Origin of the sequence: Pseudomonas sp. Irchel s3h14 (genome assembly GCF_900187425.1) — a bacterium.
Classification (GTDB): domain Bacteria; phylum Pseudomonadota; class Gammaproteobacteria; order Pseudomonadales; family Pseudomonadaceae; genus Aquipseudomonas.
The window spans coordinates 240,498-256,049 of the sequence record NZ_FYDJ01000006.1 but is presented as its reverse complement, the minus strand read 5'-3'; the positions used below and the strand labels follow the sequence as shown (position 1 = coordinate 256,049).

General features: G+C 58.2%; 14 protein-coding genes. 6 read left to right on the top strand and 8 right to left on the bottom strand.

The annotated features are described in order from the left end of the window. Window positions 1-6: 6 nt before the first annotated feature. The 5 genes from crcB to CKW16_RS31865 all read right to left on the bottom strand — a co-directional run bounded on the left by crcB (window position 7) and on the right by CKW16_RS31865 (window position 5,241). Window positions 7-381, bottom strand: coding sequence for a fluoride efflux transporter CrcB (gene crcB, locus CKW16_RS14715; protein ID WP_046049410.1), 375 nt, complete (start codon window positions 379-381; stop codon window positions 7-9). Continuing rightward, window positions 381-1,703 carry a replication-associated recombination protein A gene (locus CKW16_RS14710; RefSeq protein WP_095129004.1) on the bottom strand — a complete coding sequence of 441 codons (1,323 nt, stop codon included), beginning with the start codon at window positions 1,701-1,703 and terminating at the stop codon, window positions 381-383. The genes crcB and CKW16_RS14710 overlap by 1 nt, the downstream gene beginning before the upstream one ends. A 177-nt stretch (window positions 1,704-1,880) precedes the next feature. Beyond that, on the bottom strand, window positions 1,881-2,504 hold the full coding sequence (lolA, locus tag CKW16_RS14705) for an outer membrane lipoprotein chaperone LolA (RefSeq protein WP_008154853.1): 624 nt from the start codon (window positions 2,502-2,504) through the stop codon (window positions 1,881-1,883). Between the two features lie 65 nt (window positions 2,505-2,569). Then, window positions 2,570-4,972: a DNA translocase FtsK gene (locus CKW16_RS14700; RefSeq protein WP_095129003.1), complete on the bottom strand. Its 2,403-nt coding sequence runs from the start codon at window positions 4,970-4,972 to the stop codon at window positions 2,570-2,572. Further along, the gene (locus CKW16_RS31865) at window positions 4,969-5,241 is read right to left on the bottom strand and encodes a hypothetical protein (RefSeq protein WP_141232737.1); all 273 of its coding nucleotides are present in this window, start codon (window positions 5,239-5,241) and stop codon (window positions 4,969-4,971) included. The genes CKW16_RS14700 and CKW16_RS31865 overlap by 4 nt, the downstream gene beginning before the upstream one ends. Before the next feature lie 38 nt (window positions 5,242-5,279). On the opposite strand from CKW16_RS31865, the gene trxB reads away from it, so the two are divergent. The 4 genes from trxB to infA all read left to right on the top strand — a co-directional run bounded on the left by trxB (window position 5,280) and on the right by infA (window position 8,080). Beyond that, entirely contained in the window at window positions 5,280-6,239 is a 960-nt protein-coding gene (gene trxB / locus CKW16_RS14695; RefSeq protein WP_095129002.1) for a thioredoxin-disulfide reductase, read from the top strand. Window positions 6,240-6,304: 65 nt separating this feature from the next. After that, entirely contained in the window at window positions 6,305-6,985 is a 681-nt protein-coding gene (gene aat, locus CKW16_RS14690; protein WP_095129001.1) for a leucyl/phenylalanyl-tRNA--protein transferase, read from the top strand. Window positions 6,986-7,042: 57 nt separating this feature from the next. Continuing rightward, window positions 7,043-7,750: an arginyltransferase gene (locus CKW16_RS14685; protein WP_046049404.1), complete on the top strand. Its 708-nt coding sequence runs from the start codon at window positions 7,043-7,045 to the stop codon at window positions 7,748-7,750. A 111-nt stretch (window positions 7,751-7,861) separates the two neighbouring features. Then, window positions 7,862-8,080: a translation initiation factor IF-1 gene (gene infA / locus CKW16_RS14680; RefSeq protein ID WP_002553999.1), complete on the top strand. Its 219-nt coding sequence runs from the start codon at window positions 7,862-7,864 to the stop codon at window positions 8,078-8,080. Window positions 8,081-8,319: 239 nt separating this feature from the next. On the opposite strand, the gene clpA is transcribed toward infA, so the two are convergent. Beyond that, entirely contained in the window at window positions 8,320-10,590 is a 2,271-nt protein-coding gene (clpA, locus tag CKW16_RS14675) for an ATP-dependent Clp protease ATP-binding subunit ClpA (protein WP_095129000.1), read from the bottom strand. Between the two features lie 30 nt (window positions 10,591-10,620). Beyond that, a complete protein-coding gene (gene clpS / locus CKW16_RS14670) occupies window positions 10,621-10,983 on the bottom strand; it encodes an ATP-dependent Clp protease adapter ClpS (protein ID WP_027925124.1) in 363 nt (120 codons plus the stop codon). A gap of 225 nt (window positions 10,984-11,208) precedes the next feature. Between clpS and CKW16_RS14665 the strand changes: the two genes are divergently transcribed. Further along, window positions 11,209-11,490: a cold shock domain-containing protein gene (locus CKW16_RS14665; RefSeq protein WP_095129098.1), complete on the top strand. Its 282-nt coding sequence runs from the start codon at window positions 11,209-11,211 to the stop codon at window positions 11,488-11,490. A gap of 62 nt (window positions 11,491-11,552) precedes the next feature. Here the strand turns inward: CKW16_RS14665 and icd are convergent, their stop codons facing one another. Further along, on the bottom strand, window positions 11,553-12,809 hold the full coding sequence (gene icd / locus CKW16_RS14660) for an NADP-dependent isocitrate dehydrogenase (RefSeq protein ID WP_010458895.1): 1,257 nt from the start codon (window positions 12,807-12,809) through the stop codon (window positions 11,553-11,555). A gap of 496 nt (window positions 12,810-13,305) precedes the next feature. Here icd and CKW16_RS14650 point away from each other — a divergent pair, with 496 nt between their 5' ends. Next, the gene (locus CKW16_RS14650; RefSeq protein ID WP_095128998.1) at window positions 13,306-15,531 is read left to right on the top strand and encodes an NADP-dependent isocitrate dehydrogenase; all 2,226 of its coding nucleotides are present in this window, start codon (window positions 13,306-13,308) and stop codon (window positions 15,529-15,531) included. The last annotated feature ends 21 nt before the right edge of the window (window positions 15,532-15,552 follow it).

The window sequence follows — 15,552 nt, the reverse complement described above, 5'->3', positions numbered from 1 at the left end:
TCGTTATCAAAGTTTGGTCAAGGACAGGCCAGCCCAGGTAGCGAGCAGCCCACCGAATACGCTGATGGCAGCATAGACAAAGGCCAGCGGCATTTGCCCGGTTTCCAGCAGACGCACCGTATCCAGTGAAAAAGATGAAAAAGTCGTCAGCCCCCCGAGGAAGCCGACCATCAACCCGGCGCGCACCTCAATCGGCACCTCCGGGCGTACTAAAAACAGACCGTATAGAACGCCGATCAGCAAACAGCCGACGATATTAACGGCCAGCGTCGCGGTATAGAAGTGCCGCGGCCAATTAGCGTTGATCCAGTTACCGGTGGCAAAGCGCAAAAGCGTTCCGGCGATACCGCCCACAGAAACGGCAACGATCAAAGGAATCACTATTTTCTCCGCTGCCGAGGGCTGAGACGGTCAAGTTGCGCGAGGTGATTGAGCTTCTCGCCGATCTTCAGCTCCAGGCCGCGTGGCACCGGCTGATAGAACGGTTGTGGCTCGAGTTCTTCCGGGAAATAGTCTTCGCCAGCGGCGTAAGCGTCCGGTTCATCGTGGGCGTAACGGTATTCATCGCCGTAACCCAGTTGTTTCATCAATTTGGTCGGCGCGTTGCGCAGGTGCAGCGGCACTTCCAGCGAACCGTGTTCGGTGGCGCTGCGCATGGCGGCTTTGAAACCCATGTACACCGCATTGCTTTTCGGCGCGCAGGCCAGATAGGTGATGGCCTGAGCCACCGCCAATTCGCCTTCCGGGCTGCCGAGGCGCTCCTGCACTTCCCACGCCGCCAGGCACAGGCTCAAAGCGCGCGGGTCGGCGTTGCCGATGTCTTCGCTGGCCATACGCACCACGCGCCGGGCCAGGTACAACGGATCGCAACCGCCGTCGATCATCCGTGCAAACCAATACAGCGCACCATCGGGGTTGGAGCCGCGCACGGATTTATGCAGCGCAGAGATCTGGTCGTAAAACGCTTCACCGCCCTTGTCGAAACGCCGGCGGGTATCACCGAGCAGGCTTTGCAGCAGGTCGACGCCGATCTCGCTGCTGTCTTCAGCCAGGTCCGAGGCGTTTTCCAGCAGGTTGAGCAGACGCCGGCCATCGCCATCGGCGGCCGACAGCAGCATCTGGAAGCCTTCATCGCTGAGGGTCAGTTGCCGCGTCCCCAGCCCGCGTTCTTCGGTGAGTGCGCGATGCACCAACTTGCGCAGGGCCGCTTCGTCGAGGCTTTTGAGCACGTAGACGCGGGCCCGGGAGAGCAGCGCGTTGTTGAGTTCAAACGAAGGGTTTTCAGTGGTTGCGCCGATGAAAATCAGCGTGCCGTCTTCGACGTACGGCAGGAACGCATCCTGCTGGGACTTGTTGAAGCGATGCACTTCATCGACGAACAGGATGGTCCGCTTGCCGTACTGCCCGGCCTGCTGCTTGGCGATTTCCACCGCCTGACGGATTTCCTTTACGCCGGCCAGTACCGCCGAAACCGTTTCGAAGTGCGCATCCGAGACTTCCGCCAGCAGCCGCGCCAGGGTGGTTTTGCCCACACCCGGCGGGCCCCAGAAAATCATCGAGTGCAGGGCACCCTGCTCCAGCGCTTCGCGCAAAGGCTTGCCGCGAGCGAGCACGTGTTCCTGACCGACGTACTCGTCCAGATTGGCCGCACGCAGGCGTGCTGCCAAAGGTTGAGCGATCGGGGCACTGCGAAACAGGTCCATCACTACTTATGAAACCTCACTGGTCCTGATGCCGATCAATAAAGTATGAACACATCGGTTCCTGTGGGAGCGGGCTTGCTCCGGGCGGCGTTCCGACGAATGCCGTGTGTCAGACAACATTGATGGCGACTGACACGCCCTCTTCGCGAGCAAGCCCGCTCCCACAGGTACGGCGTTTTATTCCTGGATCACGTCGGCACCCTTAGGGATGTCGAACTTGAACTTGGACGCCGGGATCGGTTCGTTGGCTTTCACGCCGGTGAACAGGATGTTGGTGCGCTGACCGACGCTGTCGATCATCTGCATGTCATTGACCAGGCCGTTACGGAACGACAGACGCAGGCTGTCGAACAGGGTGTCCTTGGTTTTCGGCTTCAAGGTGAAGTCGATCACGCCACCGGCTTCCTTGGCGCTGATGTCGAAGCTCTGGCTGATCTTGGACACGTCACCGGACAGCAGCAACGCCGGGGTCTGGGTCAGGCGCTGATCGAGGTTCTTGATGGTGGCCTGCTCCAGGTCCGGATCCCACAACGTCACCTTTTTGCCGTCGGAGACCATCGTTTGTTCGGCCGGCGCGTTGGTGTGCCAGTAAAACAAGCCCGGACGCTGCAAGGACATTTCACCCGCGGTTTCCTGCAATTGGGTGCCGCTGCCGTCGAGGGTCAGCTGGGAGAAACGCGCGGTCAGGGTCTGGGATTTTTCCAGCAGTTGGGTCAGACGTGCCACGTCCTTGTCATCGGCGTGGGCCGAGAGCGTGGTCAAAGCCAAAACCGGCAGCAACAGCATGCGGATAAGACGCATGGGAGTCCTCATAACATTCGTGGGGGTGCGATGGCGCGTCATTACGCCACCGCGTTTCAATCAATTCAGTCGCGTACCGGCCCCGGAGCCAGGACTTCACGCGAACCGTTGGTGTTCATGGACGTCACGACCCCGGCCATTTCCATGGCCTCGATCATGCGTGCGGCGCGGTTGTAGCCGATTTTCAGCTTACGCTGAACCGCAGAGATGGACGCACGACGGCTTTCCAGTACGAACTGCACCGCTTCGTCGTAGAGCGCATCGGATTCACTGTCTTCGTCGCCACCACTGCCGCCTTCAAAGCCACTACCCGGCTCTTCGACACCGGCGAGAATCTCGTCGTTGTATTCCGGCGCACCGCGCAGTTTCCAGGCTTCGACCACCCGGTGAACCTCATCATCGGACACAAAAGCACCGTGGACACGAATCGGCAGACTGGTGCCCGGCGGCATGTAAAGCATGTCACCGTGACCCAGCAGTTGTTCGGCACCGCCCTGGTCGATGATGGTCCGGGAGTCGATCTTGCTCGACACCTGGAACGCCATACGCGTTGGAATGTTCGCCTTGATCAGACCGGTGATCACATCAACCGACGGCCGCTGGGTCGCGAGGATCAAGTGGATACCGGCCGCACGCGCCTTCTGGGCGATACGGGCGATCAGTTCTTCAACCTTCTTGCCGACGATCATCATCATGTCGGCGAATTCGTCCACCACCACGACAATCGTCGGCAGCTTGGTCAGCAGCGGCGCTTCGTCGTGAATGCTTTCGCGCTTGTACAACGGATCGGTCAACGGCGTACCGGCGTCCTGGGCTTCCTTGACCTTGGCATTGAAGCCCGACAGGTTACGCACGCCCATTTTCGCCATCAGTTTGTAACGACGCTCCATCTCCGCCACGCTCCAGCGCAGGGCGTTGGCGGCGTCCTTCATGTCGGTCACGACCGGGCACAACAGGTGCGGAATGCCTTCGTAGATCGACAGCTCAAGCATTTTCGGGTCGATCATGATCAGCTTGGCGTCTTCCGGGCCGGACTTGAACAGGATCGACAGGATCATCGCGTTCACGCCCACCGATTTACCGGAACCGGTCGTACCGGCTACCAGCAAGTGAGGCATTTTCGCCAGATCGGTGATGACCGGCTTGCCACCAATGTCGTGACCCAGGGCCAAGGTAACCGGCGACTTGAAGTTGTCGTACTCGGGGGTCGACAGCACTTCGGAGAAACGCACGATCTGGCGGTCTTCGTTAGGAATCTCGATACCGACGGTGGTCTTGCCGGGAATCACTTCCACCACGCGCACGCTGGTCACGGCCAGGGAACGTGCCAGGTCTTTCGCCAGATTGGAGATGCGGCTGACCTTGACGCCGGCCGCTGGCTGGATTTCGTAACGGGTAATCACCGGGCCCGGGTGAATCGAATCCACCGAGACTTCGACGCCGAATTCCTTGAGCTTGATTTCCAGCAAGTGGCCGACCGCAGCCAGCGACTCTGGGGAATAATTGAGTTGTTTCTTCTCTGCCGGGTCGAGAATCGAGATTGGCGGCAAGGTGCCTTCAACGGCGCTGTCGACGAACAACGGCGCCTGCTTCTCTTTTTCCACGCGCTTGCTGGGCGCCGATGGCTTGGGCGGCGCTGGGGCAATCACCGGCGGCACCTGCTTCTCACGCTCGGACATGTGTTTGCTCAGGGCCTGCTCACGCTCGATCAGGCGTTCCTTGACCTTGGCCTGCTCGCGTTTGTCGGTGACGGTCGGTGCCACCACGTGATGGACGCGGTCGTCGACTTCACGCAATTGGGCGACCAGTTGTTTGCGTTCGGTACGGGCGGCCCACCAGCGGTTGGCCGCGCCCTGGAACAATTCGAACAGGTCGAGGGTGATCTTGCCGGTGAGGTCCATCACTTTGAACCACGACAGGTCGGTGAACACCGTCAGGCCAAACAGGAACAACGCGATGAGCAACAGTGTACTGCCCTGGATATTCAGGGCGTTCCTGGCCAGATCACCGAGGCTTTCGCCCAAGGCGCCGCCAGCGCCGGCCGGCAGGCCGGTCGCGGCGTGGAAATGAATATGGGCCAGGGCCGCGCCCGAGAGCACCAGGAATACCAGGCCAATCAGGCGCCAGGAGAACAGCCAGCCGCTCCACTCCCACTGCTCGTGGCGTTGACGGAAGATTTGATAAGCCTTGATCGCCAGCAACAGCGGGAAGATGTAGGCGAAGTAACCCAACACCATGAACAGGATATCGGCGCTGTAGGAGCCGACCGGCCCGCCGAAGTTCTGCACATCGTCGATCTTGCTGTTATGGCTCCAGCCCGGATCGTCCTTGCCGTAGGTCAACAAGGCCATCATCAGGAACAGGCACAAGCCGCCGATGGCGATCAATGCACCTTCCTTGAGCCGGTAGTGCAATTGCTGGCGCCAGAGCGGAACGACTGTTTTTGGTGCTGCGGTGGATTTCTTCAAAACGCTTCTTTTCCTGCGCCTGTGGCGCGTCCATCTGTTGATTGACTATAAAAAACTGCCCAATCCAGGCAGGTAAAAAAGTTAACAGGCGTAACTGAGACTACTTTTAACACTACGCTCCGGTTTTTATAAACACGGCGCACGGCGCTTATTTTATTACAAACACTGTAACAGGCAGGCATTGTACGGGTTTGTTCGTCCGATGCCATGCTTGAAACCCAAGGTGTAGCATAGCCAACAGCACATAACGTGCGGTTCAATTTGAGCATGCATTCTCTTTTGTGACAAAGGCTTATGAGGTGTTTTTATGAGCGAAGCGAAGCATTCCCGCCTGATCATTCTGGGTTCCGGCCCTGCCGGTTACAGCGCAGCCGTTTATGCCGCTCGCGCCAACCTCAATCCCGTTGTCATCACCGGCATACAGGCAGGTGGCCAGCTCACCACCACCGTCGAAGTCGACAACTGGCCCGGTGATGTCGAAGGCCTCACCGGCCCGGTGCTGATGGAACGCATGCAAAAACACGCCGAGCGCTTTCATACAGAGATCGTTTACGACCACATCCACACCGCCAAGTTGCAGCAGCGCCCGTTCGAACTTATCGGCGACAGCGGCACTTACACCTGTGATGCGTTGATTATCGCCACCGGCGCCTCGGCGCAATACCTGGGACTGCCATCGGAAGAAACATTTGCTGGCAAAGGGGTGTCGGCCTGCGCGACGTGCGACGGTTTCTTCTACCGCAATCAGGTGGTCGCAGTCGTGGGTGGCGGCAACACCGCAGTTGAAGAAGCGTTGTACCTGTCGAACATCGCCAAGGAAGTTCACCTGATTCACCGGCGCGACAAGTTGCGCTCGGAGAAGATTCTTCAAGACAAGCTCTTCGAAAAAGCCGCCAAAGGTAATATCCGCCTGCACTGGAACCAGAATCTGGATGAAGTGCTGGGCGATGCCAGCGGTGTGACCGGTGCGCGCCTGCGGGACAGCCACACCGACGAAACCAGTGAATTGCCGCTGACCGGCGTGTTCATCGCCATCGGCCATAAACCCAACACCGACCTGTTCGAGGGTCAGCTGAAAATGCGTGACGGCTATCTGCTGGTCAAGGGCGGCAGCGAAGGCGACGCTACCAGCACCGAAATCCCGGGTGTGTTTGCCGCCGGTGACGTGGCCGATCACGTTTACCGCCAGGCCGTGACCTCTGCCGGGGCCGGCTGCATGGCCGCGCTGGACGCCGAGAAGTATCTCGACGACATTCCAGTCGTTTGACGGCACACTTCACGGTGGGCCCACCCGCCCGCCACCGCCCTCCCCCTTCTGCAAGCCCGGATGCCATGCTGACTTGGTTACAACGCAACACCCTGACCTTCCCGCCCCTGGAAAAAGCCATGCGCGATCCCAACGGGCTGTTGGCCGCGGGCGGGGATCTGTCCGCCGATCGTCTGATTCAGGCCTATCGCCACGGCTGTTTTCCGTGGTTCTCGGAAGGCCAACCGATTCTCTGGTGGTCGCCGAATCCGCGCACCGTACTGTTTCCCGACGAACTGCATGTCTCGCGCAGCCTGAACAAATTGCTGCGCCAACAACGTTATCAAGTGACCTTTGATCAGGATTTTGCCGCGGTCATCCGCGCTTGCGCCGCGCCTCGGGATTACGCCGACGGCACCTGGATTACAGAAGCCATGCAGAACGCCTATCTCGAGCTGCACAGGCGTGGCTACGCCCATTCGGTGGAAGTCTGGGACCAGGGAGAGCTGGTCGGCGGGCTCTATGGCCTGGCGATGGGTCAGCTGTTTTTCGGCGAATCCATGTTCAGCCGCGCCGACAACGCCTCGAAATATGGTTTTGCCACACTGGTCCGACATCTGAAAGACTCAGGCTTTGTGCTGATCGACTGCCAGATGCCTACCGACCATCTGCACAGCCTCGGCGCCCGAGCAATTCCTCGCCGCGAGTTTGCCGACTACCTTGCGCAGCATCTGGACCAACCCAGCCGCGCGACCTGGGTTTGCTGAGCGACTTTTGCGCGCGTGGCTTACACTTAATTCAAAAGCTTATCCCGAGGGTTGATCATGACCGAGTTGGCGCGTTTGAAGTTTTATGCCACTCAGCCCCACTCTTGCAGTTATCTGCCCGAGGAGCAGGCCACGACCTTGTTCCTCGACCCTAGTCAGCCCATGGATGTGCATGTCTATGCAGACCTGTCTGAAATGGGTTTCCGTCGTAGCGGCGATCATCTTTACCGGCCTCATTGCCAGAATTGCAATGCGTGCGTACCGGCGCGCATCCCTGTGGCGCAATTTTCGCCCAACCGCCAGCAGAAACGCATTTTCAAACGCAACGTCGACCTGCAGGTGCGCCCTTCCAGGCCGCAATTCAGCGAAGAGTATTTCGACCTTTATCAGCGGTATATCGAACAGCGTCACGCCGATGGTGATATGTACCCGCCGAGTCGCGATCAGTTTGCGACGTTCCTGGTACGTGACCTGCCGTTTTCCCGATTCTACGAATTCCGCCTCGAAGGACGACTGGTAGCGGTGGCCGTCACCGACTTGCTGCCGAACGGTCTGTCGGCCGTTTACACCTTCTACGAGCCCGCTGAAGAACGCCGCAGCCTGGGGCGTTATGCGATTCTCTGGCAAATCGCCGAGGCGCAGCGTCTGGGGCTGGAAGCCGTCTATCTGGGCTATTGGATCAAAAACTGCAAAAAGATGAGCTACAAGACTCAATATCGCCCTATCGAACTGCTGATTAATCAGCGCTGGGTCATCCTGAACTAGAGCAAGCCGTAAACCCCTTGGCTTAAACCCCATTTTTCGGGCACAATGCACGCCGCTTTTGCCTGGCGCAGTTGCACCGGGCCATTCATTGGACACCGAGGGCTTTACTGCATGTCGAAAGAAGACAGCTTCGAAATGGAAGGCACTGTCGTCGACACCCTGCCCAACACCATGTTTCGTGTGGAGTTGGAAAATGGGCACGTCGTAACCGCGCATATCTCCGGCAAGATGCGCAAGAACTACATTCGTATTCTTACCGGCGACAAAGTGCGCGTCGAGCTGACGCCCTATGACTTGAGCAAAGGGCGCATCACTTACCGCGCTCGCTAATCAAGTCAATACAAAACGCCCGGTTTATGCCGGGCGTTTTTGTGTGCGCGGGATTTACCAGCCGCAACAATGATCACCTGTGGGAGCGAGCTTGCTCGCGATAGCGGTGGATCAGCTTCCATCGATGTCGAATGTGCTGCCGTCATCGCGAGCAAGCTCGCTCCCACAGGGGATCGGTGTAGATCCGGCGGACAGCAAAAAGGCGCCTTTCGGCGCCTTTTGCTTTACAGCATCAACCGTCAGGCCATTTCAGCCGTGGTCTCGAAGTCGAAGGTCAGCTCGCCGTCCTTGAGATCGATGTGAACCACACCGCCATGGTCGGCCAGTTCGCCAAAGAGGATCTCTTCCGCCAGCGGACGCTTGATCTTGTCCTGAATCAAACGCGCCATTGGTCGAGCACCCATTGCCGTATCGTAGCCACCCGCTGCCAGCCAGCTGCGCGCCGCGTCCGTCACTTCCAGCTGCACGCGCTTGTCTTCCAGCTGCGCCTGAAGCTCGGTAAGGAATTTGTCCACCACGCTTTTGATGACCTCATGGCTGAGGCGACCAAACTGGATAATGGTGTCCAGACGGTTGCGGAACTCTGGCGTGAAGCTCTTCTTGATCACTTCCATCGCATCGGACGAGTGGTCCTGATGGGTGAAACCGATCGAAGCGCGAGCTGCCGTTTCGGCACCGGCGTTGGTCGTCATGATGACGATCACGTTACGGAAATCCGCCTTGCGCCCGTTGTTATCGGTCAGCGTACCGTGGTCCATCACCTGCAGCAGCAGGTTGAAGACTTCCGGATGCGCCTTCTCGATCTCATCGAGCAACAGCACGCAGTGAGGCTGCTTGGTGATGGCTTCGGTCAGCAGACCGCCCTGGTCGAACCCGACATAGCCTGGAGGCGCACCGATCAGACGCGATACGGTGTGGCGCTCCATGTACTCGGACATGTCGAAGCGAACCAGTTCGATGCCCAACGCCTTGGCCAGCTGACGCGCCGCTTCGGTTTTACCGACACCGGTAGGCCCCGCGAACAGGAACGAACCGACTGGCTTGTCAGGCGACTTGAGGCCGGCACGGGACAGTTTGATCGCAGTCGACAGTGAGTCGATCGCGGCATCCTGGCCAAATACCGTCAGCTTCAGGTCACGCTCAAGGTTACGCAGCAGCTCTTTGTCGGAGCTGGTGACATGCTTAGGCGGAATCCGCGCGATTTTCGCGACGATGTCCTCGACTTGAGGCACTTCGATGCGTTTCACGCGCTTCTCGATTGGCTGCAGACGCTGATAGGCGCCCGCCTCGTCGATGACGTCGATGGCTTTGTCCGGCATGTGCCGGTCATTGATGTAGCGCGAGGCCAGTTCAGCCGCCGCACGCAACGCTTCATCGCTGTATTCGATGTTGTGGTGCGCTTCGAAACGACCTTTCAGGCCGCGCAGGATGCCAATGGTGTCTTCCACCGAAGGCTCCGACACGTCGACCTTCTGGAAGCGCCGGGCCAATGCACGGTCCTTCTCGAAGATCCCGCGGAATTCCTGGAACGTGGTCGAACCGATGCAACGGATATCACCCGACGACAGCAGCGGCTTGAGCAGGTTCGAGGCGTCCATGACCCCACCGGACGCGGCACCCGCACCTATGATGGTGTGGATTTCGTCGATGAACAGGATCGCTTGCGGACGTTTTTTCAGCTCATTGAGCAACGCCTTGAAGCGCTTCTCGAAATCGCCGCGGTATTTGGTCCCGGCCAGCAAGGCCCCCAGATCGAGGGAATACACCACGCTGTTGGCCAGCAGGTCCGGCACCTGGTTGTCGACAATGCGTTTGGCCAGGCCTTCGGCAATCGCGGTTTTACCCACGCCCGCCTCGCCCACCAGCAACGGATTATTTTTGCGACGTCGCGCAAGGATCTGCGCAACGCGCTCGACTTCCAGCTCACGGCCTACCAATGGATCGATTCGACCCTGGCGCGCGAGTTCGTTGAGGTTGCTGGCATAAGCATCCAGAGGATTGCCTGAAGAAGAAGACTCACCGCCCTCGTCGTCCTGCATATCTTGTTCACCTTCAGAGTGATCGCCATGCCCCGGCACTTTGGAAATGCCGTGTGCGATGTAGTTGACGACATCGATGCGCGCAACGCTCTGCTGTTTCAGCAGGAACACTGCCTGACTCTCTTGCTCACTGAAGATCGCGACCAGTACGTTGGCGCCAGTCACTTCGCGTTTGCCCGAGCTCTGTACGTGAAAGACAGCACGTTGCAGAACACGCTGGAAGCCCAGGGTTGGCTGGGTCTCACGATCCTCGTCATGAACGGGGATCAATGGCGTGGTGGAGTCGATGAACTCCTGCAGATCGTGCTTGAGTTTGTCGAGGTTTGCGCCGCAGGCACGCAAAACGGTGGCGGCAGCCTCATTGTCCAATAGGGCCAGCAGGAGGTGCTCGACGGTCATGAATTCATGACGCTTCGAACGGGCCTCCTTGAAGGCAAGATTGAGGGTGACTTCGAGCTCGCGGTTTAACATAGCTTCACCTCATACCCAAGTGGTCGGCGATTAACCGTCCTTCTCGATTTCACAGAGTAGCGGATGCTGGCTTTCCCTGGCGTACTGGTTGACCTGCATGGCCTTAGTCTCGGCGATGTCGCGGGTAAACACTCCACATACTGCCCGTCCTTCTGTATGGACGGCCAACATGACCTTGGTCGCCAGCTCGCGATTCAGGTTAAAAAACACCTCGAGCACTTCGACGACGAAATCCATCGGTGTGTAGTCATCATTGAACAAAACCACCTTGTACATCGGCGGCGCCTGTAAAGCAGGCTTTGCCTCCTGAACAGCAATGCCTGCGGAATCGTCGTCGTGTGAATCAGGGTGGTCCTGATTGAATGTTAGTCGAATCTGGCTGATTGCATGCATGGAAAGAAAGGTTCGTCAGTTGTGCAAATACAGTGGTGGGGGCGGCTATGGACGATTTCAACTCCGACTGCCCGGTCACCTTGACTATCGGGAAAACGGTGTTACAACCAATAGAGCCCACAGTGGGTAAAAAAGGTCCGCGGAGTCAATCTTATTTCCAGGAAATGACTGCGGATGAACTGGATGATACTCCAGTGATGGAGTCTGTTGCAGAGGGATATGGGTATGTCAGTCGGTAAGGTGAAATGGTTCAACAATGCCAAGGGATTCGGTTTCATTAACACCGACGCCAGAGAAGGCCGTGACGAAGACGGTCATCTTATTGATTTCTTTGCACACTATTCGGCCATTGAAATGGAAGGATACAAGACTCTCAAGGCCGGGCAACTCGTAAGCTTCGAGATCGTCCAGGGACCCAAAGGGCTGCACGCAGTCAAGATTGGGACTGCCACGACCGAGAACGAACAGGCCACACCTACCACCCAACAGGAAACAGCGTCGAGTTGACGCAACCCGTCATCCAGTCATAAAAAAACCGCCCGAAGGCGGTTTTTTTAATGCCTATTCGCTTACATATGCGAAATCAGCGCATCACCAAACGCAGACGAAGACAGCAGTTTCGCGCCTTCCATCAAACGGTGGAAGTCATAGGTCACGGTCTTGGCGGAAATCGCGCCGTTGGTGCCCTTGATGATCAGATCAGCCGCTTCGGTCCAGCCCATGTGGCGCAGCATCATCTCTGCGGACAGAATCAGGGAACCCGGGTTGACCTGATCCTTGCCAGCGTACTTCGGCGCAGTACCGTGGGTCGCTTCGAACATCGCAATGGTGTCAGACAGGTTGGCACCCGGCGCGATACCGATACCGCCCACTTCCGCCGCCAGGGCGTCGGAGAGGTAGTCGCCATTCAGGTTCAAGGTCGCGATCACATCGTATTCGGCCGGGCGCAGCAGGATCTGCTGGAGCATGGCGTCGGCGATGGCATCTTTGACGATAACGTTCTTGCCGGTTTTCGGGTTTTTGAACTGCATCCACGGACCGCCATCAAGCAGGGTCGCGCCGAACTCTTCAGCTGCCACTTCGTAGGCCCATTCCTTGAAGGCACCTTCGGTGAACTTCATGATGTTGCCTTTGTGCACGATGGTCAGCGAGTCACGGTCGTTGTCGACCACATACTGCAGCGCTTTTCGCGCCAGACGCTTGGTGCCTTGCAGCGAAACCGGCTTGATGCCGATACCGCAGTTTTCGTCGAAACGGATCTTGGTGACGCCCATTTCATCTTTAAGAAACTTGATGACCTTGGTCGCTTCCGGCGAACCGGCTTTCCACTCGATACCGGCGTAGATGTCTTCCGAGTTCTCACGGAAGATCGTCATGTCGACGTCGCCTGGCTTCTTGACCGGGCTAGGCACGCCTTCGAACCAACGCACAGGGCGCAGGCAGACATAAAGGTCGAGTTGCTGACGCAGGGCCACGTTCAGGGAACGGATGCCGCCACCGACCGGAGTGGTCAGAGGGCCCTTGATGGAAACCACGTAATCTTTAACTGCGTCCAGGGTTTCCTGGGGTAGCCAGGTGTCCTGATCGTAAACCTGAGTCGCTTTCTCCCCGGCGTAGACTTCCATCCAGGAAATTTTGCGCTCGCCGCCGTAAGCCTTCTTAACAGCAGCATCGACAACCTTGATCATGACCGGGCTGATATCAACGCCAATACCATCACCTTCGATGAAGGGGATGATCGGGTTGTTAGGAACATTGAGAGAATGGTCCGCGTTGACGGTGATTTTGTCGCCGACTGCTGGAACCTGAATCTTCTTGTATCCCATGCTGAACTCCATTGTTTGGATTGAACATCTGGCTTCGTTCGAGCGTACCCCAGTTAAATCGGCACGCAAACCCTATGTTCCATCCATCTGCCGCAAAGCTGCACAGTTCGCGACGTACAAGCCTGAAAGCAAAGGGAAAAGCGCCAAACTCAAGCACGGTGCAAGACTCTACGCCCCACTCGCCCCTGCGACCTTTAGACCAATGGACGACAATCGTTGCATATGAACCATCGGCAGATTGCCAGCTACCTATGTATAATGCCGCCCGCTGACCACAGAGTCACGACGGCCGACCTCTCTATTACGAGGCTTTTGGCCCGAAAAAGCCGGGCTGTTACCGCAGCCCACCCGCTTGACGCTCGACTGATGCACCCAACATCACCGCGAAGAAATCTCGACATTCGGCTCATGGATGACTTTGAACGAACGCGCTTACCCGGCGCCCCTCGAGTTTTTCTGCGCACGCTTTAGCAAAGAAGAGAGAGTTAATCCGAATATGCCCACCCGCTCGAAGATCATCTATACCTTCACCGACGAAGCTCCCGCCCTCGCCACCTATTCACTGTTGCCTATCGTAGAGGCCTTCACCGCCTCCGCTGATATCGCCGTGGAAACCCGCGATATCTCTCTTGCAGGGCGCATCCTGGCCAGCTTCCCCGAGCAACTGGGTGACAAAGCCGTAGCCGACCACCTCGCCGAACTGGGCGACCTGGCCGTTACGCCTGAAGCCAACATCATCAAGTTGCCGAACATCAGCGCTTCGGTTCCGCAACTGCAAGCCGCGATCAAGGAACTGCAAGCCCAGGGCTTCGCACTGCCTGACTACCCGGAAACCGTGACCAGCGACGCCGACAAGCTCGCCAAGTCGCGTTACGACAAGATCAAGGGCAGCGCCGTGAACCCGGTTCTGCGCGAAGGCAACTCCGATCGCCGTGCACCGCTGTCGGTCAAGAACTACGCGCGCAAGCACCCGCACAAAATGGGCGCCTGGGCTGCGGACTCCAAGTCCCACGTAGCGCACATGAGCACCGGCGATTTCTACGGTAGCGAAAAAGCTGCCCTGATCGACGCCGCTGACGCCGTCAAAATCGAACTGATCGCTCAAGACGGCACCACCACCGTCCTGAAAGAAAAAACCACCGTGCAAGCCGGTGAGATCCTCGATTGCGCAGTCATGAGCAAAAACGCTCTGCGCAGCTTCATTGCTGCCGAGATCGAAGACGCTAAAGCCAAAGGCGTGCTGCTGTCGGTTCACCTCAAAGCCACCATGATGAAGGTCTCCGACCCGATCATGTTCGGCCAGATCGTTGCCGAGTTCTATAAAGACGCCCTGGCCAAGCACGCTGACGTGCTGGCGCAGATCGGCTTCAACCTGAACAACGGCATCGGCGACCTGTACGCTCGCATCAAAGCCCTGCCGGCTGAGCAGCAAGCGCAGATCGAAGCGGACATCCAGGCGGTCTACGCCGATCGTCCGTCGTTGGCCATGGTCAACTCCGACAAAGGCATCACCAACCTGCACGTGCCGAGCGACGTTATCGTCGACGCCTCGATGCCGGCGATGATCCGTGACTCCGGCAAAATGTGGGGCACTGACGGTCAGCTGCACGACACCAAGGCTGTGATCCCGGATCGCTGCTACGCCACCATCTACCAGGCGGTAATCGAAGACTGCAAGCTGCACGGCGCTTTCGATCCAACCACCATGGGCAGCGTGCCAAACGTTGGCCTGATGGCGAAAAAAGCCGAAGAGTACGGCTCGCACGACAAGACTTTCCAGATCAAGGCCAACGGCGTAGTTCGGGTTTCCGACGGTGCCGGTCGCACTCTGCTGGAGCAGTCGGTTGAAGCCGGCGACATCTTCCGCATGTGCCAGACCAAAGACGCGCCGATCCAGGATTGGGTCAAACTGGCCGTCAACCGTGCTCGCGCAAGCGCCACTCCAGCGATTTTCTGGCTGGACCCAATGCGCGCCCACGACGGTGTAGTGATCGAGAAAGTTCAGGCTTACCTGAAGGATCACGATACTTCCGGCCTGGACATCCGCATCATGTCGCCAGTCGACGCGATGGCCTTCACTCTGGGCCGTACCCGCGAAGGCAAGGACACCATCTCGGTGACCGGCAACGTACTGCGCGACTACCTGACCGACCTGTTCCCGATCATGGAACTGGGCACCAGCGCCAAGATGCTGTCGATCGTTCCGCTGATGAACGGCGGCGGTCTGTTCGAAACCGGCGCCGGCGGTTCGGCACCGAAGCACGTTCAGCAGCTGCTGGAAGAGAACTTCCTGCGCTGGGATTCCCTGGGCGAGTTCCTGGCCCTGGCCGCTTCCCTTGAGCACTTGGGTGTGACGTACAACAACCCTAAGGCGCTGGTTCTGGCCAAGACCCTGGATCAGGCCACTGGCCAGTTCCTGGACAACAACAAGTCGCCATCGCGCAAAGTCGGCAACATCGACAACCGCGGCAGCCACTTCTACCTGGCGCTGTACTGGGCTCAAGCCCTGGCTGCCCAGACCGAAGACGCTGCACTGCAAGCGCAGTTCGGCGAACTGGCCAAGACCCTGACCGAGAACGAAGCAACCATCGTTGCCGAGCTCAACGCCGTTCAGGGCAAGCCAGTGGACATCGGCGGTTACTACCACGCCAATGCCGAGCTGATCAGCAAGGCCATGCGCCCAAGCAACACTTTCAACGCCGCGATCGCTGCGCTGGTTTAAGGTTGTAAGGATGCAAAGAAG